At 70.0% G+C, this 19,019-nt stretch carries 15 protein-coding genes; 4 read left to right on the forward strand and 11 right to left on the reverse strand.

The window, feature by feature from the left end:
• Positions 1-11: 11 nt before the first annotated feature.
• From F0U44_RS02280 to F0U44_RS02300, 5 genes are all read right to left on the reverse strand, one after another.
• The gene (locus F0U44_RS02280) at positions 12-1,226 is read right to left on the reverse strand and encodes an amidohydrolase (RefSeq protein WP_149726621.1); all 1,215 of its coding nucleotides are present in this window, start codon (positions 1,224-1,226) and stop codon (positions 12-14) included.
• 39 nt (positions 1,227-1,265) lie between these two features.
• Positions 1,266-2,249: a methylmalonyl Co-A mutase-associated GTPase MeaB gene (meaB, locus tag F0U44_RS02285; protein ID WP_149726622.1), complete on the reverse strand. Its 984-nt coding sequence runs from the start codon at positions 2,247-2,249 to the stop codon at positions 1,266-1,268.
• A gap of 10 nt (positions 2,250-2,259) precedes the next feature.
• A complete protein-coding gene (gene scpA, locus F0U44_RS02290; RefSeq protein ID WP_149726623.1) occupies positions 2,260-4,416 on the reverse strand; it encodes a methylmalonyl-CoA mutase in 2,157 nt (718 codons plus the stop codon).
• Complete coding sequence (locus F0U44_RS02295; protein ID WP_149726624.1) at positions 4,413-6,188, reverse strand: methylmalonyl-CoA mutase family protein; 1,776 nt, start codon at positions 6,186-6,188, stop codon at positions 4,413-4,415. The genes scpA and F0U44_RS02295 overlap by 4 nt, the downstream gene beginning before the upstream one ends.
• Positions 6,189-6,296: 108 nt before the next feature.
• A complete protein-coding gene (locus F0U44_RS02300; RefSeq protein ID WP_149726625.1) occupies positions 6,297-6,665 on the reverse strand; it encodes a VOC family protein in 369 nt (122 codons plus the stop codon).
• Positions 6,666-6,809: 144 nt separating this feature from the next.
• Here F0U44_RS02300 and F0U44_RS02305 point away from each other — a divergent pair, with 144 nt between their 5' ends.
• Positions 6,810-7,862, forward strand: a complete 1,053-nt coding sequence (locus F0U44_RS02305) for a glycosyltransferase (protein WP_149726626.1) — start codon at positions 6,810-6,812, stop codon at positions 7,860-7,862.
• A gap of 4 nt (positions 7,863-7,866) precedes the next feature.
• Here F0U44_RS02305 and F0U44_RS02310 read toward each other — a convergent pair whose 3' ends face one another.
• From F0U44_RS02310 to sdhC, 4 genes are read right to left on the reverse strand one after another with little or no spacing between them, the layout of a single operon-like run.
• On the reverse strand, positions 7,867-8,793 hold the full coding sequence (locus tag F0U44_RS02310; protein WP_149726627.1) for a helix-turn-helix domain-containing protein: 927 nt from the start codon (positions 8,791-8,793) through the stop codon (positions 7,867-7,869).
• Positions 8,794-8,844: 51 nt separating this feature from the next.
• Positions 8,845-9,624 carry a succinate dehydrogenase/fumarate reductase iron-sulfur subunit gene (locus F0U44_RS02315; protein WP_149726628.1) on the reverse strand — a complete coding sequence of 260 codons (780 nt, stop codon included), beginning with the start codon at positions 9,622-9,624 and terminating at the stop codon, positions 8,845-8,847.
• Between the two features lie 10 nt (positions 9,625-9,634).
• Positions 9,635-11,473: a fumarate reductase/succinate dehydrogenase flavoprotein subunit gene (locus F0U44_RS02320; RefSeq protein ID WP_246160249.1), complete on the reverse strand. Its 1,839-nt coding sequence runs from the start codon at positions 11,471-11,473 to the stop codon at positions 9,635-9,637.
• Positions 11,474-12,286: a succinate dehydrogenase subunit SdhC gene (gene sdhC / locus F0U44_RS02325; protein WP_149726629.1), complete on the reverse strand. Its 813-nt coding sequence runs from the start codon at positions 12,284-12,286 to the stop codon at positions 11,474-11,476.
• A gap of 192 nt (positions 12,287-12,478) precedes the next feature.
• Here sdhC and F0U44_RS02330 point away from each other — a divergent pair, with 192 nt between their 5' ends.
• The 3 genes from F0U44_RS02330 to F0U44_RS02340 are packed head-to-tail and all read left to right on the forward strand — an operon-like array spanning position 12,479 to position 16,013.
• Positions 12,479-13,195 (forward strand): succinate dehydrogenase cytochrome b subunit, encoded by a 717-nt coding sequence (locus F0U44_RS02330; RefSeq protein ID WP_246160250.1) that lies wholly within the window; start codon positions 12,479-12,481, stop codon positions 13,193-13,195.
• A gap of 26 nt (positions 13,196-13,221) precedes the next feature.
• Positions 13,222-15,258, forward strand: a complete 2,037-nt coding sequence (locus F0U44_RS02335) for a fumarate reductase/succinate dehydrogenase flavoprotein subunit (protein ID WP_149727502.1) — start codon at positions 13,222-13,224, stop codon at positions 15,256-15,258.
• Between the two features lie 11 nt (positions 15,259-15,269).
• A complete protein-coding gene (locus tag F0U44_RS02340; RefSeq protein ID WP_149726630.1) occupies positions 15,270-16,013 on the forward strand; it encodes a succinate dehydrogenase/fumarate reductase iron-sulfur subunit in 744 nt (247 codons plus the stop codon).
• Between the two features lie 57 nt (positions 16,014-16,070).
• Here F0U44_RS02340 and F0U44_RS02345 read toward each other — a convergent pair whose 3' ends face one another.
• Together F0U44_RS02345 and F0U44_RS02350 are read right to left on the reverse strand one after the other, a co-directional pair.
• On the reverse strand, positions 16,071-17,153 hold the full coding sequence (locus F0U44_RS02345; RefSeq protein WP_149726631.1) for a TIGR03032 family protein: 1,083 nt from the start codon (positions 17,151-17,153) through the stop codon (positions 16,071-16,073).
• Complete coding sequence (locus F0U44_RS02350) at positions 17,150-18,994, reverse strand: ELWxxDGT repeat protein (RefSeq protein ID WP_149726632.1); 1,845 nt, start codon at positions 18,992-18,994, stop codon at positions 17,150-17,152. The genes F0U44_RS02345 and F0U44_RS02350 overlap by 4 nt, the downstream gene beginning before the upstream one ends.
• Positions 18,995-19,019 lie beyond the last annotated feature (25 nt).

Genomic DNA, 19,019 nt, shown 5'->3' on the forward strand with positions numbered 1-19,019 from the left:
ACCGCCGTGACTCAGCCCCTCGCGGTGACCAGGGACCGCAGCGCGACGGAGGCCATCACCCGCGCGCCGATCGCCACCGCGTGCTCGTCGATCCGCAGGTCGCCCTGGTGCAGGTCGTAGGTCGCTCCACCCGGCGTGCGGGTGCCGAGGCGGAACATCGCGCCCGGGACGGCAGCGAGGTACCAGCCGAAGTCCTCGCCGCCGAGGCTCTGTGGGACCTCGGTGCGGTGGTGGCTGCCGAGCACCGCGTCGACCGCTGCCGCGACGATCTGGGTGCTGGCGGCGTCGTTGACCACGGGCGGCACGCCCTGGAGGTAGTCGACGGCCGCCGTGACGCCGTAGGGGCGCACGATGTCGAGGACCGCCTCGCGGACCACGGCCTCCACGCTGGCCCAGGCGACCGAGTCGAGGATCCGCACCGTCCCGGCGGCGATGCCCTGGTCGGGGATCACGTTGGGCGCGGAACCGGCGCGCAGCACGCCCCACACGACGCTGACGCCGGCCCGCGGGTCCATCCGACGGCTGAGGACCGCCGGGAGCTCGCTGGTGATCTTGGCGAGCGCGAAGGTGAGGTCGCCGGTGAGGTGCGGCCGCGACGTGTGTCCTCCGCTTCCCTCCAGCCGGACCTCGATCCGGTCGGCCGCGCTGGTGATCGGGCCCGTGCGCACCCCGATCGTGCCGACGTCGACCGCAGGCTCCGCGTGCAGCGCGTAGATCCGTTCGACGTCCTCCAGCGCACCGTGGTTGACCAGGTGGACGGCCCCGCCCGGCATGACCTCCTCGGCCGGCTGGAAGAGCAGGCGGACCCGCCCCGGCAGCCGACCCTGCGCGTGCACCTCCGCGAGCGCCTGGGCCGCACCGACCAGGGCGGTCGTGTGCACGTCATGACCGCACGCATGGGCCACGCCGGGGACCTTGCTGGTCCACGGGTCCTGGGTGAGGTCCTGGACCGGGAGTGCGTCGAGGTCGGCACGCAGGGCGACGACCCTCTCGCCGTCACCCAGCTCGGCGACGGCGCCGCTGCGCTGCGCCGGGGTGACCCGCCAGCCGGCCTGCTCGAGCCGTTCGACGACCCGGTCGGTGGTGCGCTTCTCGTCCCACGAGAGCTCGGGGTGCCGGTGCAGGTCGCGCCGGAAGTCGATCAGGTCGTCGCCGTACTTGTCGACGACGCTGTTGATCACGCGTTCGACGGGTACGGCGCTCGGGTCGCCAGGGCTGGTGGACATCAGGTCGATGTTAGTCCCGGCTCGCCCTGCTGGTCCCCGCTAGTCCTGGCCGTAGGCCTCGAGGATGCGGTCGGCGGCGAGCGGCGCGGTCAGCTCCCCCGCGAGTACGGCGGCGCGCACCTCCGCCTGCACTGCTGTGACGCCCGGGGAGTGCCGGAGCCGCTGATCGAGCTCGTCGCGGACCAGCGCCCAGGTGAAGTCGAGCTGCTGCTCGGCCCGCTTCGCCGCGAGGCCCTCATCGCCGAGGTGGCCGCGGTGGTCGAGGACCTTCTGCCAGACGTCGTCGACGCCGAGGTCGTTGAGCCCGGAGCAGGTCACGACGGGCGGGGCCCACTCCCCGTGGCCACGGACGAGCCGCAGCGCGCCGGCGAGCTCGCGGGCGGCTCCCCTGGCCTCCAGCTCACGATCACCGTCGGCCTTGTTGACCGCGATGACGTCGGCGATCTCGAGGATGCCCTTCTTGATGCCCTGCAGCTGGTCACCGGTGCGGGCGAGCGTGAGGAAGAGGAACGTGTCGACCATCCCGGCGACCGTCACCTCCGACTGACCCACCCCGACCGTCTCGACGAGGATCACGTCGTAGCCGGCGGCCTCCAGCACCGCCATCGCCTGTGTCGTCGCGCGGGCGACGCCACCGAGGGTGCCCGCCGACGGGCTCGGGCGGATGAAGGCGGCGGGGTCGACCGACAAGCGCGCCATCCGGGTCTTGTCGCCCAGAACCGACCCGCCCGTGCGGACGCTCGACGGGTCGACCGCCAGCACACCCACGCGGTGGCCCTGCGCCGTCAGGCGGCTGCCGAGCGCCTCGATGAACGTGGACTTGCCGACGCCCGGTACGCCGGAGATGCCGACGCGGACGGCTGGTTTCGAGGCTCGCTGCGCTCGCACCTCAACCAACGCCGCCAACAGCTCGCGAGCCTTCTCGCGGTGCTTCGGGCTGGTCGACTCGACCAGCGTGATCGCCCGCGAGACCTGGGCACGCCGACTCTCCCGGATGCCGTCGAGCAGGCCGGCGACGTCCATCAAGAGGCCATCAGTGGTCGAGCTGGTCGCGCAGCTTGGCGAGCAGGTCGAGCGCCGACTCGGCGATGACCGTGCCGGGCAGGAACACCGCGGCCGCGCCCATCTCCTTGAGCGTGGGCACGTCGTCGGGCGGGATGACCCCACCGATGACGACCATGATGTCCTCGCGCCCGTGCTCCGCGAGCGCCTGCTTCAGCGCGGGGAGCAGCGTGAGGTGGCCGGCGGCGAGCGACGAGACACCGACGATGTGCACGTCGGCGTCGATCGCCTGCTGCGCGACCTCCTCGGGCGTGGAGAACAGCGGGCCCACGTCGACGTCGAAGCCCATGTCGGCGAAGGCGGACACCACGACCTTCTGGCCGCGGTCGTGGCCGTCCTGGCCCATCTTCGCCACCAGGATGCGCGGGCGACGACCCTCGGCCTCGGCGAACTCGTCGGTCGCGACCCGCACCTGGGTGACCAAGGAGTCCCCGGCGCCGTCGTTGGCCAGTCCGGCCTCGTCGCGATACACGCCGGAGATCGTACGGATCACGGCCTGGTGGCGTCCGTAGACCTTCTCCAGCGCGTCGGAGATCTCCCCGACCGTCGCCTTGTGGCGGGCCGCGGTGACCGCGAGGTCGAGCAGGTTGCCGTCACCGGTGTCAGCGCTGCGGGTGAGGGCCTCCAAGGCCGCGTCGACGTCGCGCTGGTCGCGCTCGGCACGGAGCCGCTCGAGCTTGGCGATCTGCTGGCGGTAGACCTCGTCGTTGTCGACCTTGAGGACGTCGAGCGGGTCCTCGGCCGGCAACCGGAAGGTGTTGACGCCGATGACCTTCTGGGCGCCCGAGTCGATCCGCGCCTGGGTGCGGGCAGCGGCTTCCTCGATGCGCATCTTCGGGATGCCCTGCTCGATGGCGGCCGCCATGCCGCCCGCCGCCTCGGCCTCCTGGATGTGCGCCCAGGCGCGCTCCGCGAGGTCGTGGGTGAGCTTCTCGACGTAGTAGGAGCCGGCCCACGGGTCGATCGTCTGGGTGGTGCCGCTCTCCTGCTGCAGCAGCAGCTGGGTGTTGCGCGCGATCCGCGCGGAGAAGTCGGTCGGCAGGGCGATCGCCTCGTCGAGCGCGTTGGTGTGCAGCGACTGGGTGTGCCCCTGGGTCGCGGCCATCGCCTCGATCGCCGTACGGCCGACGTTGTTGAAGACGTCCTGCGCGGTCAGCGACCAACCACTGGTCTGGCTGTGCGTGCGCAGCGAGAGCGACTTCGGGTTCTGCGGGTCGAACTGGCGGACCAGCCGGCTCCACAGCGCCCGGGCCGCGCGCATCTTGGCGACCTCCATGTAGAAGTTCATGCCGATCGCCCAGAAGAAGGACAGGCGCGGCGCGAACTGGTCGATCGTCAGGCCGCTCTCGAGGCCGGCGCGGATGTATTCGACACCGTCGGCGAGCGTGTAGGCGAGCTCGAGGTCGGCGGTCGCCCCGGCCTCCTGCATGTGGTAGCCGGAGATCGAGATCGAGTTGAACCGCGGCATCCGCTGGCTGGTGAACGCGAAGATGTCGGAGATGATCCGCATCGACGGCGTCGGCGGGTAGATGTAGGTGTTGCGGACCATGAACTCCTTGAGGATGTCGTTCTGGATCGTCCCCGAGAGCTGCTCCGGCTTCACCCCCTGCTCCTCGGCCGCAGCGATGTAGAGCGCGAGCACCGGGAGCACCGCGCCGTTCATCGTCATCGAGACGCTCATCTGGTCGAGCGGGATGCCGTCGAACAGGGTGCGGGTGTCGTAGATCGAGTCGATCGCCACGCCGGCCATGCCGACGTCACCGCGCACGCGCGGGTGGTCGGAGTCGTAACCGCGGTGGGTCGCGAGGTCGAAGGCGACCGACAGGCCCTTCTGGCCGGCCGCGAGGTTGCGGCGGTAGAAGGCGTTGGACTCCTCGGCGGTGGAGAAGCCGGCGTACTGCCGGATCGTCCACGGCTGCGTCGTGTACATCGTCGGGTAGGGCCCGCGCAGGAACGGGCTCAGGCCCGGCCAGGTGTCGAGCGCGTCGAGGCCGGCGAGGTCGCTCGCGTCGTAGGACGGCTTGATCTCGATGCCCTCGGGGCTGTGCCACCCCTCGCCGCCGGGCGCCGCGACCGCGGCCTTCCCGCCAGCCAGCGGCAGGTCCGCAAAGCTCTTCGGAATGCTCACGACAGCTTCTCCCGGGTCATGGTGAGGAAGGCGAGCGCGTCGACGCCCATGGCAGCGGCGTCGTCGACCTCCGCCTCCACGGCGTCGGGCTTGCCCGCGATGATCACGTGCTGCGCACCCGCGGCGCGGAGCGCCTCGACGGCGGCACCGCCCCACTCGCCGTAGGCGGCGTCGGTGCCCGCGAGGCAGACGACCTTCTGGTCGCCGTACGACGCCACCAGCTCGTCGACGCCGGACGTCGGTCCGGCAACGTCGACCGCGATGCCGCCGGCGGCGAGCAGGTTGGTCGCGAAGGTGGCACGCGCGGTGTGCTGGGCGACGGTGCCGAGCGTGGCGAGGAAGACCGGAGCTGCTGCCGGCTCGTCGCGGAGCGCCTCAAACGAGGCTCCGTAGCGGGCGACCCGGTCGTTGAACGGGTCGGCGTCGCGGGCAGGAAGCTCCTCGGCCAGGTTGGGAAACTCGGTGAGCCCCGTGAGCGGCCGCTTGCGGCGCGCGATCTCGCGCTCGCGCTCGGCCACCGTGGTGGCGATGCGCTCGCGGAACGGCGTGAGGTCGTGGCCGTCCTCCCACTCCTGCTCGAGCTGCTGGAAGGCGGCCCAGCCCGCTGCGGCGAGGTCGGCGGTGAGCCCCTCGACGGCGTAGGCACCGCCGGCCGGGTCGGCGACCGCGGCGACGTGGGACTCGTCGATGAGCAGGTGGCTGACGTTGCGCGCGATCCGGCGGCCGAAGCCCTCCGGCTGACCCAGCGAGGCGTCGAACGGCAGCACGGTGACGGCGTCAGCGCCACCGACACCGGCGGCGAAGGCCGCGATGGTGCCGCGCAGCATGTTGACGTAGGGGTCGTACTTGCTGAACATCGGCCTGCTGGTCACCGCGTGCTGCCGCTGCGCGACGTCCACGTCGACGGGCAGGCCAGAGTGCTGGAGGACGCTCGCCCAGAGCTGGCGCGCGGCGCGCAGCTTGGCGATCGTCGGGAACTGCTCGTCGGTGGCCGCGTAGCGGAACTCGATCAGGTTCGCGGCGTCGGCCAGGTCGAGTCCGTGATCGGTCAGCCAGCGCAGGTAGGCGACACCGGTCGCGATCGACCAGCCGAGCTCCTGCACGTCGCTGGCACCGAGGTCGTGGGCGGCGGTCGCGTCGACCACGATCGCCCGGATGCCGGCGGTCCGGGCCTGGACGGCGAGGTCGCGCAGCTCGGCGACAGCCTCGTCGACCGCGAGCGGCAGTTCGCGGAGCATCGCACCGAGCGGGTCGGCACCGAGGTTGCTGTCGGGGTGGAGGTCGACGCCACGCTCGTCGGCATAGGCCAGCAGCGCCGTGGCTGCGGCGGTCGGAGACGTCTGGGCGTCGAGCACGACCGGCGCGAGGTCGAGGAGCACGCCCGCGAGGACGGCCTTCAGGTCGGTGTCGTCGTCGAAGGCGACCCAGAGGCTGGTCACGCCGCCGTCGAGGTCGACGAGCGCTTCCTCGTTGGCGAGCTTGGCGTCCGGGTGCGACACGAAGGAACGGATGTCCCACGCGCCGGCGCGCTGCGGACGCACCGACGCGGTCGCGCCGCCGGGCACGCCGACCGGGGTGATCTCGATGCCGTCGAGCGTCGTACGGGTCAGCTTGCCCCAGACCGCCGCGTCGGGGTCGTCCTCACCGAGCCGACGCGCCTTGCGGAGAACGGCCGCGGTCGCGGCCTCCCACTCCTCCTGGCTGTGCACGTCCTGCTCGGCAGCAAGGGCGAGAGGTGTGCTCGTCCCGCTGCTCGTGTCACCTGTTGTCACGGTCGTGAGGATACGGCGAGGAGGGGGAACGGGTTTCAGCGTCCCAGCCGTGGCATATGTCACGCGTTGTTACCCACAGGGCAACCAACGAGATGTTCCTGGGCGCAATCAGCCCCATTTAGGGATCTGCTGGAGCGACCATCGATTGCCGTCGGGGTCGGCGAAGTAGACGAAACGGCCCCAGGGCTGCTCGTCGACCGGGCTGGCTTCGACGCCCTTCGCCGTGAGGTCGGCAAGCGCGGCATCAGCGTCGGCGACGACCGCCTGCAGGTTGTCGAGCGCGCCGGGCGACATCGTCGTCAGGCCCTTCCCGATCGCGATCGAGCAGGCCGATCCCGGAGGGGTCAGCTGCACGAACCTGACGTCGTCGCTGACCGTGTGGTCGTGGTCGACCACGAAACCCACCCGCTCGTAGAACTCCTTGGCCCGGTCGACGTCGCGCACGGGCACCGCCACCAGTTCGAGCTTGATCTCCATGTCCGCCAACCTAGGCGCGACCACCGACATCAAGCGCCTCGGTTCCGAGGCTCGCTCCGCTCGCGCCTCAACCCACGGCGGACGTTCACGCCGTGTCCACCGACATCGGGGCAACCGGTCAACCTGACCGCCCAGGGTGGGGTCATGAGGATCGCTCTTGTCACCGAGACGTTCTACCCGGCCGTCGACAGCACCACGACCACGATGAAGGCGACGGCCGATCGGCTGGTCGACCTCGGCCACACCGTGCGGATCATCGCGCCGGGCCCGGGCCTCGCGACGTACCGCGGCTGCGACGTGGTTCGGGTGCGACCGCTGGAGCCCGGCGGCGCCCAGATCCGCAGCGCGATCGAGGCGTTCGAGCCGGATCTGGTCCAGGCCACGTCCCCGCGGCTCGTCGGCCGCAAGGCCCTCAAGCACGCGAAGCGCTCCGGCATCCCCACCCTCGTCGTCGAGCAGTCGCCGATCCTCGACCTCGCCGCCGACTACTGGCGCGCGAAGGTCGCCGACCGCGCCGACACGTTGCTGGTGACCGCCCCGTGGATGGTCGGCCGGGTCGCCGAGCTCGGCGCGGAGGCCACGCTGTGGGAGCCCGGCGTCGACACCCGCGCCTTCAACCCGACCCTGCGCGACCCGTGGCTTCAGGACGCGTGGTCGAAAGCCCGCGCCAAGGACGGGCGCCACGTGGTCGTGGGCTACGTCGGCAGCCTGGACAAGCGGCACGGCGTACGACGCCTCGCCGAGCTCGCCGACCTGCGCGGCATCCGACTCGTGGTGATCGGCGACGGTCCGGAGCGCGAGTGGCTCGAGAAGCGCCTCCAGGGCGCTCGGTTCACCGGCCCGCTGACGACCGGCGACCTGACCGTCGCGCTCCCGACCCTCGACGTTTTGGTCCACCCGGGAGAGCTCGAGACCGACTGCCACGCCCTCCGCGAGGCCGCCGCTTCCGGCGTCCCCACCGTCGCACCGCGCGCCGGTGGCGCAGCCGACGTGGTCCGCCACCTCGAGACCGGCGTGCTCTACGACCCGTCGGACGCCCGCGACCTGCGCCGTGCCGTGGCAGCCGTGGTCGGCGACCGGCACCGCGGCCTCCTCGGCGACGCCGCCCGGGTGCGGGCACTGCGCCGTACGTGGGTGGACGCGGTCGATGAGCTCGTCGCGCGGCACTATCCCGTGCCCGCGCCGCTCGCGGCCTGAGGCGTCAGGCGGTCGGCTGAGCGACCCAACGCATCGGATCGCCCCAGCCCAGTTCCTCGACGCCGTGGCGGCTGAGCGCGAGCGCGACGAGGGTCCGGCGGTGGGCGGCGAAGGTCAGCACGTGCGCGATCATCCCGCCGTAGGTGAACACCTCGGCGGGTTCGCAGAGCGCGTCGACGAAGGTCTCGTCGAGCGCCTCCCGGCCCACCACGTCACGCACGTGACCGAGGTAGGTCGGGCCCTCCTCGGCGAGCCGGGCCCGCAGCGAGTCGAGGGACTCGTGCTCCTCCACCGACCAGTCGTACTCCCGCGAGGCCATCGCGGCATTCCACATCCCCATTTGCCCGACCAGGCGGGACAGGAGCGAGCGGATCGTCTGCTGGTCGTCGTCGACGTCGAGCACGATCTGCTGGTCGAGCTGGTCGTCGGTGAGCTGCCCGGCGACCCGGACCATCTCACCGGTCAGCCACACGTGGTGCTCCACCATCGCGGTCATCAGGTCCATCGAGGTCACCTTCTCGGTCGGTCGTGCGGGCAGCCGCAGGCTGCCCGGCGGGTGGAAGTGGACGCCGCTCGGAGCAGCGATGCGGATCTGGGTGGGCTTCCGGCGCCAGGTGGCGGGGGCGACGCCGTACGCGCGGGCGAAGGCGCGGGTGAACGCCTCGTGGGAGCCGTAGCCGGCCTCGACCGCGATGTCGATGAGCGGCGCCGACGTCGTCACCATGCGGTAGGCGGCTCGCTCGAGCAGGATCCGACGACGGAAGGCTGCCGGCGGCTCACCGGCGACGCTGCTGATCATCCGGTCGAAGTGGAAGCGCGAGAAGTGGAACCGTGCGGCCCACTCCTCACCCGTGGCGTCAGCGACGGCGCCGTCCACGAGGGCGTCGGCCAGGTGGTCGACGAAGTCGTGGAAGGAGTCGGTCGCGGTCACCGGACCATCGTGCGCCCGCGGCGCACTGCCTTGCTTGATCGTCCTTGCGGCTCAGACCGGGGTGCGGCCTTCGTTGTCCTTGTTGCGCAGCCCGATCTTGTTGCCGAGCCAGACGAGCGGGTCGTACTTCCGGTCGGCGACGCGTTCCTTCATCGGGATGATCGCGTTGTCGGTGATCTTGATGCCCTCGGGGCAGACCTCCGTGCAGCACTTGGTGATGTTGCACAGCCCGATGCCCGCCTCGTCGCGGGCGGCGTCGCGCCGGTCGCGGGTGTCGAGCGGGTGCATGTCGAGCTCCGCGTAGCGCAGGAAGAACCGCGGCCCGGCGAACGCCTTTTTGTTGTCCTCGTGGTCGCGCACCACGTGGCAGGTGTTCTGGCACAGGAAGCATTCGATGCACTTGCGGAACTCCTGGCCCCGCTCGACGTCGACCTGCATCATCCGGCGCTTGCCGTCGGCGTCGCGAGGTCCGAGCTCGATGCCCGGCAGCTCCTTGGCCTTCTCGTAGTTGTAGGACACGTCCGTGACCAGGTCACGGATCACCGGGAACGCCCGCAACGGCGTGACGGTGATCGTCTCGCTCGGGTCGAAGTCGGAGAGCCGGGTCATGCACATGAGCCGCGGCTTGCCGTTGACCTCGGCGCTGCACGAGCCGCACTTGCCTGCCTTGCAGTTCCACCGGATGGCGAGGTCACCCGCCTGGGTGGCCTGGAGTCGGTGGAGCGCGTCGAGGACGACCTCGCCCTCCGACACCTCGACCTCGTAGTTGCCCAGGTCACCGCCATCGGCGTCGCCGCGCCAGACCCGCATCTTCAGCTGGTAGCCAGTCATGTCAGCCTCCCTACTCGAAGAACTTCTGCAGGTCGTCGGGCATCGCGGTGATGGCCTGCTCGGTCATGTCGACGCCGTCGCGCGCGGCGTTGAGCCGCAGCACGAGGTTCTTGCTGCCCCACTCCGGGTTGGGGCCCGGGTGGTCGTTGCGGGTGTGACCGCCGCGGGATTCCTCGCGGGCGAGGGCCGCCTTGGCGACGCACTCCCCCACGAGCAGCATGTTGCGGAGGTCGATCGCCAGGTGCCAGCCGGGGTTGTACTGGCGGTGGCCCTCGACCACCATCGTCTTGGCCCGCTCCTTCAGCCGCTCGACCTCGACCAGCGCCTGCTCGAGCTCGGAGCCCTCACGGATGATGCCGACCAGGTCGTTCATCGACTGCTGGAGGTCCTGCTGGATCGTGTACGGGTTCTCGCGGCCCTCCACCTCGAACGGCGCCAGCGCGCTCGCCTTGGCCGCCTCGATGTCGATGTCGCTGGCCTCGGGGCGCGACGGGAGCCCGGCCGCGTAGGCCGCGGCCGAGTCGCCGGCACGCTTGCCGAACACGATCAGGTCCGACAGCGAGTTGCCGCCGAGCCGGTTGGACCCGTGCATGCCGCCGGAGCACTCGCCCACGGCGTAGAGGCCCGGGACGACCGAGACCTCCGTCTCGGGATCGACCTCGATCCCGCCCATGGCGTAGTGGCAGGTCGGTCCGATCTCCATCGGCTCCGCGGTGATGTCGACGTCGGCCAGCTCCTTGAACTGGTGGTACATCGACGGCAGCCGCTTCTTGATGAACTCCGGCGTACGGCGGCTGGCGATGTCGAGGAAGACACCTCCGTGCGGTGACCCCCGCCCCGCCTTGATCTCGGCATTGATCGCACGGGCCACCTCGTCACGCGGCAGCAGCTCGGGTGGGCGGCGGTTGTTCTTCTTGTCCTCGTACCACCGGTCGGCCTCCTCGATGGAGTCGGCCGTCTCGGAGCGGAAGAACTCCGGGATGTGGTTGAACATGAAGCGCTCACCGTCGGAGTTCTTCAAGATCCCGCCGTCGCCGCGGACCGACTCGGTGACGAGGAGGCCCTTCACCGACGGCGGCCAGACCATCCCCGTGGGGTGGAACTGGACGAACTCCATGTTGATGAGCGTGGCGCCGGCGCGCAGGGCCAGCGCGTGGCCGTCACCGGTGTACTCCCAGGAGTTCGAGGTGACCTTCCACGCCTTGCCGAAGCCGCCCGTGGCGAGCACGACCGACGGGGCGTCGAACACGATGAACCGGCCCGACTCGCGCCAGTAGCCGAACGCGCCCGCGATCGCGCCGTCGCGCTTGAGCAGGTCGGTGACCGTGCACTCCATGTAGACGTCGATGCCCAACGCGACCAGGCGCTGCTGGAGCGTCCGGATGATCTCGAGGCCGGTGCGGTCACCGATGTGGGCCAAGCGCGCGTAGCGGTGGCCGCCGAAGTCGCGCTGGCTGATCAGACCGTCAGAGGTGCGGTCGAAGAGCGCGCCCCAGTCCTCGAGTTCCATGACTCGGTCCGGCGCCTCCTGGGCGTGGATCTGGGCCATCCGCCAGTTGTTGAGCATCTTCCCGCCACGCATGGTGTCGCGGAAGTGCACCTGCCAGTTGTCGTCGGGGTAGAGGTTGCCCATGGCGGCGGCACAGCCACCCTCGGCCATGACCGTGTGGGCCTTGCCGAGCAGCGACTTGCAGACCACGGCGACCCGGGCGCCCGCTTCGTGCGCCGCGATCGCCGCGCGCAGGCCGGAGCCGCCCGCGCCGATCACGATGACGTCGTACTGGTGCCGTTCCATGCCGCCCTGGGCGTCGCCCGACATCTCGTTGCCGGTCAGGGGGTGCCGCGTCATCTAGAAGAACCTCACGTCGTCGATCACGTTGCTGGCGAGCAGGAAGACGTAGAGGTCGACCAGCGCCACGGAGAACAGGGAGTACCAGGCGTACTTGGGGTGGTGGGCGTTGAGCTTGGACACCCAGGTCCAGAGCTTGTAGCGCACCGGGTGCTTGGAGAAGTGCCGCAGCCGGCCGCCGACGATGTGGCGGCAGGAGTGGCACGAGAGCGTGTAGAGCCAGATGAACGTGACGTTGGCCGCCATCAGCAACGTGCCGAGACCCATGTGGATCCCACCGGTCTCACCGTCCCCGAGCGCGTACTCGTCGGGCATCGCCTGGAAGGCCAGGAACACGTCGTAGGTGAGGATCAGGCCGACCGCCACGGCGGCGTACCAGAAGAAGCGGTGCAGGTTCTGCACGAGCAGCGGGAACCGGGTCTCGCCGCTGTAGGAGCCGTGCGGCTCGGCCACCGCGCAGGCGGGCGGCGAGAGCCAGAAGGCCCGGTAGTAGGCCTTGCGGTAGTAGTAGCAGGTCATCCGGAAGCCCAACGGGAAGATCAGGATGATCAGCGCCGCCGACAGCGGCCACCAGCCGAAGGGCTGGCCGAAGTCCGACGAACCCTTGACACAGTCGCCGAGGCACGGCGAGTAGAAGGGTGAGAGGTAGGGCTCAGCGAAATAGTCGCGGTTCGCGAAGGCCCGGACCGTCGCGTAGACCACGAAGGTGCCGAAGACCAGGAACGTCGTCAGTGGCGCCAGCCACCAGCGATCCGTCCTGAGTGTCCGCTCCTCGATCTGCGCTCGCCCAGGACCGTGTACGCCTGTCGACACCTGCACCTCCGGATCTCGCCCCTCAGCACCAGACGGCCGCTCCAGCGACTGCCGGGGCTGAGTCTGCACACCGCAGGCCGATTGTGAAAGGGGCCACACCGACTTGTTTGCTAGGTTAGGGTGCCCTAAAGGACGTACCTCACAGTGGACCCTTTGTGCGGTCCTCACGCGCGCGAGGTAGCGTGACCGCCTGTGGCGAATCCCGTAACGACCAGGCCCAAACTCGTCGAGGGAGCGCGAGCTTCCCGCACCTCGATCGCACTCAAGCTCCTGATGGCCCTCAGCGGCCTCGCTTTCGTCGGCTTCGTGCTGGGGCACATGTACGGCAACTTGAAGGCGTTCTCCGGACACGACGCCTTCAACGAGTACGCGCACCACCTGCGCGAGCTCGGCGAGCCGATGCTCCCGCACATGGGCTTCATCTGGATCATGCGCGGCGGGCTGCTGCTCGCGCTCATCATCCACGTGGCCTGCGCGATCGAGCTGACGCGTCGCGCCAAGAAGGCGCGGCCGGTGAAGTACGTCGTCAAGAAGCACACCGGCGCGATCCCGGCGAGCCGACTGATGCGGTGGGGCGGCCTCACGCTGTTCCTCTTCATCGTGTGGCACCTGGTCAACTTCACCTTCGGCAAGGTCAACGTCCAGGGCGGGTCGACCGACGACCCCTACAACCTGCTCGTCGACACCTTCGACGTGTGGTGGATGACCCTCATCTACCTCGCCGCGATGGCGATGCTCGGCGCGCACCTGCACCACGGCGTGTGGAGCTCGATGCAGACGCTCGGCCTCACCGGGACCGCCGAGGCCCGCGCCCGCGTCAAGACCATCTCGTTCGCGATCGCGATCCTCATCGCGGGTGGCTTCTCACTCGTCCCGATCGCCGTCCTGACCGGCCTCATCGAGCGCTAGACAAGGGATCTTCTTTCATGACCGACATGCCGGACACCACCCTCACGTCCGACCACTCCCACGACGAGCCCTCCGCCGGCGCCTACGACGACGCCTCGGGCTACTACACGCTCGGCGAGCCGATCGCCGACACCAAGGCCCCGGCCGGCGACATCGCCGACCGCTGGCAGACCCGGAAGTTCGAGGCGCGCCTGGTCAACCCGGCCAACCGCCGCAAGCTCTCGATCATCATCGTCGGCACCGGCCTGGCCGGTGGCGCTGCCGCCGCCACGCTCGGCGAGGCCGGCTACAACGTGAAGTCCTTCTGCTACCAGGACTCCCCGCGCCGGGCGCACTCGATCGCGGCCCAGGGCGGCATCAACGCCGCGAAGAACTACAAGGAGGACGGCGACTCCACGCACCGTCTCTTCTACGACACCGTCAAGGGCGGCGACTACCGCTCGCGCGAGTCCAACGTCTACCGCCTGGCCGAGGTGTCGACCAACATCATCGACCAGTGCGTCGCGCAGGGCGTGCCCTTCGCCCGTGAGTACGGCGGCCTCCTCGACAACCGCTCCTTCGGCGGCGTCCAGGTGTCGCGGACGTTCTACGCACGCGGCCAGACGGGCCAGCAGCTCCTCATCGGCGCCTACCAGGCCATGGAGCGCCAGGTGAAGCTCGGCACCGTCACCGAGTACACCCGCCACGAGATGCTCGAGGTGATCGTCGCCGACGGCCAGGCCCGCGGCATCATCGCCCGCGACATGGTCACCGGCGCGATCGAGACCCACCTCGCCGACGTCGTGGTGCTCGCCTCCGGCGGCTACGGCAACGTCTTCTACCTGTCGACCAACGCGATGGGCTCCAACGTCACCGCCGCGTGGCGTGCGCACCGCAAGGGCGCCTACATGGCCAACCCCTGCTACACGCAGATCCACCCGACCTGCATCCCGGTCTCCGGCGACCACCAGTCAAAGCTGACCCTGATGTCGGAGTCGCTGCGCAACGACGGTCGCATCTGGGTGCCCAAGAAGGCCGAGGACTGCGCCAAGGACCCGCGCGACATCCCCGAGGAGGACCGCGACTACTACCTCGAGCGGATCTACCCCTCCTTCGGCAACCTGGTCCCCCGCGACATCGCGTCTCGCCAGGCGAAGAACATGTGCGACGAGGGCCGCGGCGTCGGCCCGATGGTCGGCGACTTCCGCCGCGGCGTCTACCTGGACTTCAAGGACGCCATCGCGCGTCTCGGCAAGGACGCGATCGAGGAGAAGTACGACAACCTCCTCGACATGTACGAGCGGATCACGGGTGAGAACCCCTACGAGGTCCCGATGCGGATCTACCCCGCCGTGCACTACGTCATGGGCGGCCTGTGGGTCGACTACGACCTCCAGTCGTCGATCAAGGGCCTCTTCGTCACCGGCGAGGCCAACTTCTCCGACCACGGCGCCAACCGCCTCGGCGCCTCGGCCCTGATGCAGGGTCTGGCCGACGGCTACTTCGTGCTGCCGCACACCATCCGCGACTACCTCTCCGACGGCCCGTTCGAGGAGATCGGCGAGGACCACCCGGCTGTGACCGAGGCCCGCGCCGACGTCGAGGCGCGGATCGAGAAGTTCCTCTCGATCAACGGCTCCCGCTCGGTCGACAGCTTCCACCGCGAGCTCGGCCACATCATGTGGGAGTACTGCGGCATGGAGCGCACGGCCGAGGGCCTGCGCAAGGCGATCGACATGATCCGTGAGCTCAAGCGCGAGTTCTGGAGCGACCTGAAGGTGCTCGGCACCGCCGACTCGCTCAACCAGAGCCTGGAGAAGGCCGGTCGCGTCGCCGACTTCATCGAGCTCGGCGAGCTGATGTGCATCGACGCCCTCAACCGGCGTGAGTCCTGCGGCGGCCACTTCCGTGGCGAGTCGCAGACCGAGGACGGCGAGGCGCTGCGTCACGACGACGAGTTCGCCTACGTCGCGGCCTGGGAGTGGGGCGGCGACGCCGCGTCCAACGACATGGGCACGCCGATCCTGCACAAGGAAGACCTGGTCTACACCGCCATCGAGATGAAGCAGCGGAGCTACAAGTGAGCAGCGGCAACATGAACCTGACCCTGAAGATCTGGCGCCAGACCGACGCCGTCGACAAGGGCAAGATCCACACCTACGAGGTGGCCGGCATCTCCCAGGACATGAGCTTCCTGGAGATGCTCGACGTCCTCAACGAGCAGCTCAACGAGCTCGGCGAGGAGCCGATCGCGTTCGACTCCGACTGTCGCGAAGGCATCTGCGGCATGTGCTCGCTGATGATCAACGGTGAGCCGCACGGCCCCGAGGTCACCACGACCTGCCAGCTGCACATGCGGTCCTTCAACGACGGCGACACGATCACGATCGAGCCGTGGCGCTCCGGCGCGTTCCCCGTCGTCAAGGACCTCGTCGTCGACCGGTCGGCCTTCGACCGGATCATCCAGTCGGGTGGCTACATCTCCGCCAACACCGGTTCGGCCCCCGAGGCCAACTCGGTGCCGGTCCCGCGTGACAACGCCGTGCGCGCGTTCAACGTGGCGACCTGCATCGGCTGCGGCGCCTGCGTGGCGGCCTGCCCCAACGGCTCGGCCTCGCTCTTCCTGGGCGCCAAGATCACGCACCTCGGCGAGCTCCCGCAGGGTCAGCCGGAGCGGTGGAGCCGCGTCGTCGACATGACGGCGCAGCACGACTACGAGGGCTTCGGCGGCTGCACCAACATCGGTGAGTGCGCGGCGGCGTGCCCCAAGGAGATCCCGCTCGACGTGATCAGCCAGCTCAACCGCGACCTCCGGACCGCGATGAAGCACGGCCACTGACGCACGTTTGTCGAGCCCGCGGCCTACCGGCTGCGGGCTCGACGGTTTTTTGAGGGGTCAGGCCGGCTCGGCCTGGGCCGGCAGCACCCAGACGTCGTCGCCGTCGTCCGCCGAGCCGCCGAAGGTCGGGCTCCGCGTCCCGGCGACGACCTGCACGTCGAAGATCTCCTCGACCCCGTTGGCGAACTCCAGGGTGCCGACGGTCCGGCCCGTGCTGAGCTCGACGACACCGACGCCGCACCTGAGCTGGTCGTGGTACGGCGCCAGCGGGGTGCCGCCGAACGTGGTCGTCTCCCGGATCCGGGACAGTCCGACGAAGGCGAGGTCGCCGTACATCGCGAGGCCGCGGGCGTAGCCGGGCAACAGCGCGACGACGTCGCGCTGGCCCGAGGCAGGGTCGACCCGCTCGAGGCGGCCCATGCCGGAGTTGAGCACGTAGAGCTGCCCGCGGTGCCAGCGTGGTGAGTGCGGCATCGCGAGCCCGGTGGTGACCACCTCTCCGGACGCGACGTCGAGCACCGTCCCGGTCTGGTTGCGGTCGGCGCGCCAGCCGCCCGCCTCGTCGGCGAGGGCCATCACCGTCACGAACGCGGGCCCGCCGTCGCGCATCGCCAGACCGTTGAGGTGGCAGCGATCCTCCGGCGCCAGCCGGGAGATGAACGACGGCCGCCACCGGGGCACGAAGCTGTGCCGGTCGTCGAGACCGACCAGGCAGGAGAAGCGGGTGTTGACGACCCACAGGTCGGGATCGCCCGCCGATGTCCTCCCCCACGCGACCTCGTGGGCTGAGATGTTGCCGGTGACCAACGACGAGCGCGGCAGCCAGCAGCGGTCGTGCGTGCCGGTCGGCGCCATCGCCGGGGCCAGGTCGGAGTGGTCGCGCAGGATCCACACCTGGTCCTTTCCGGCGACGGCGAGCCGGTCGACGCCGACGGCCATCCCCATCGCGCGGTCGAAACGACGGAAGGAGAACGTGAGGCTCTCCCCCGCAGTCCCGACTCCGACGACCTGTCCCGCTTGGTAGGTCGAGACCAGCAGTGCGCACCCGGCGTCCGCCAGGAGCCGGGGCAGGTCGGCGCTGTGCTGGAACCGGACCTCGGTCGGCGCAGGGGTGGCCGTGACGTCGGAGCCGTCGCTCACCGCTTCCTCGGGTGGTAGGTCCGCGTGATGCTCCGCTCCCCGCCGCCGCACGAGGTGAAGGTGAACTTGGCACCGATCTCGACCGTGCCTGTCCGACGAAGCGTCCGCTTCGCGGCACGGGTCAGCTCGAGGCCGAGGGTGACGTAGTCCGTGTCGTTGGTGGTGATGTCCTGGGTGAACGCCTTGAATCCACCGGCTCCCACAGGGGCCACCTCCACGGTGCCCGAGCCCTCGAATTCCCCGCCGACCTGCAGCACGGAATTGGTCCCGTTGAGACGGGCCCGCGTCGAGATCGCGAAGGCGCCGCCCTTGTTGATGTCGAGCACGAGGTCGGTGCCGGCTGCCGTGCCGTCGGTCGAGCGCCAGAGCTCGTCGCCGTGGGTCCGGTCGCGGGCGTGGAAGAAGAGGTCTCCTCCGGAGGCGGTCAGCTCCTGCGGGTTGCTCGCACCGTTGCTGTAGATGTCCTCGACCAGCTCGGTGCCCGCCTCGGTGCCGTCGGAGACCCAAAGCTCCCGCCCGTTCACCCCGTCGCGCGCGGTGAAGTAGACGGAGGAGCCGACGGCGGTCAGGTAGCCCGGGTCGCTCGCATAGTCGTCGGGCCGGATGTCTTTGACCAGGACCGTGCCGGCGTCGGTGCCGTCAGAGCGCCACAGCTCGCTGCCGTGGACGCCGTCGTCGGCCGTGAAGAACACGTCGTCGCCGAGCGCGACGATGTCCCCGAGGCCGTAGCTGTACTCGTCGTCGGTGGTCTCGAAGTGCTTGACGAACACCGTGCCTGCTGCGGTGCCGTCGGACACCCACAGGTCGTGCCCGTCGGTCGGGGCGTCGGAGGAGAAGAACACCCGGTCGCCGGCGGCCACCATGTCGTCCGGCCCACCGGACGCCGCGCCCGGACGGATGTCCTCGACCATCTCCGTGCCCGCCGGCGTGCCGTCGGAGACCCACAGCTCGCTGCCGTGGACGCCGTCCCTGGCACGGAAGAAGACCTGGTCATCGAGCGCGACGAACCCGCTGGCGTAGCTGCTGTAGGACCCGGGGCGGACGTCCTTCACCAAGACGGTGCCGGCCTTCGTGCCGTTGGACCGCCACAGCTCCTGCCCGTGGTCGTCGTCGCTGGCGGAGAAGAAGAGCCGGTCGCCGACCGCCGTCAGCTCCGAGGGCCCGCCGTACTCGCTGTAACCGCCGCCCGTCGTGCCGAAGTCCTTCAGCAAGACAGTGCCGGCCTTCGTGCCGTCGGAGCGCCACAGCTCGGAGTCACGCCCGTCGGAGGACGCGGTGAAGAAGAGCCGATCGCCGACCGCGACCAGGTCCGACGGTCCACCGCCGTATTCGCTCCCGCCGTCGGGGAAACGCTTGACGAGCACGGTGCCGGCCTTGGTGCCGTCGGACTTCCACAGCTCGCCGACCTCGTCGTCGCCCTCCATGGTGAAGAACATCGTGGCCCCGACAGCGGCCATGTCGCCGCTGTCGTCGTAGTCGTAGTAGCCGCTGGAGGGCAGCCGCTTGAGGAGCACGGTGGAGCCCGCCGTCCCGCCGGTCCGCCAAAGAGCGTTGCCTCGGTCGTCGGACGCGGTGAAGAACAGCGTGCCGTCCGCGTCGGTGAGGTTGCGCGGGTTGCTGTCGGGGGTGGTGCCGGTGCAGTCGCGAGCGCCCGACGATGCCGGAAGTGCCGCTGCCGGAGGCGCGACGGTTGCTACCGCCGCCCCGGTGCCGGCCAGCGACATCGCTGCCGCAGCCGCGGTCGCCGCTCTCCGGGACCTACTCCGTCGTCGCAGAGTCTTCTCCGCCGCCACCCGTGAGCGCTGCACCTTGGCCCTCGTCGTGCGCTGACGTCGACTCATCTCACTACCTCCCGGGAAACAGCGG

Origin of the sequence: Nocardioides humilatus, assembly GCF_008373755.1 — a bacterium.
Taxonomy (GTDB): Bacteria; Actinomycetota; Actinomycetes; order Propionibacteriales; family Nocardioidaceae; genus Nocardioides; species Nocardioides humilatus.

What these genes read in the sequence shown, in the direction of transcription:
- F0U44_RS02280 (WP_149726621.1), bottom strand. Translation starts at nt 1,226, where the DNA reads ATGTCCACCAGCCCTGGCGACCCGAGCGCCGTACCCGTCGAACGCGTG.
- meaB (WP_149726622.1), bottom strand. Translation starts at nt 2,249, where the DNA reads ATGGACGTCGCCGGCCTGCTCGACGGCATCCGGGAGAGTCGGCGTGCC.
- F0U44_RS02300 (WP_149726625.1), bottom strand. Translation starts at nt 6,665, where the DNA reads ATGGAGATCAAGCTCGAACTGGTGGCGGTGCCCGTGCGCGACGTCGAC.
- F0U44_RS02305 (WP_149726626.1), top strand. Translation starts at nt 6,810, where the DNA reads ATGAGGATCGCTCTTGTCACCGAGACGTTCTACCCGGCCGTCGACAGC.
- F0U44_RS02315 (WP_149726628.1), bottom strand. Translation starts at nt 9,624, where the DNA reads ATGACTGGCTACCAGCTGAAGATGCGGGTCTGGCGCGGCGACGCCGAT.
- F0U44_RS02320 (WP_246160249.1), bottom strand. Translation starts at nt 11,473, where the DNA reads ATGACGCGGCACCCCCTGACCGGCAACGAGATGTCGGGCGACGCCCAG.
- F0U44_RS02335 (WP_149727502.1), top strand. Translation starts at nt 13,222, where the DNA reads ATGCCGGACACCACCCTCACGTCCGACCACTCCCACGACGAGCCCTCC.
- F0U44_RS02340 (WP_149726630.1), top strand. Translation starts at nt 15,270, where the DNA reads ATGAACCTGACCCTGAAGATCTGGCGCCAGACCGACGCCGTCGACAAG.
- F0U44_RS02350 (WP_149726632.1), bottom strand. Translation starts at nt 18,994, where the DNA reads ATGAGTCGACGTCAGCGCACGACGAGGGCCAAGGTGCAGCGCTCACGG.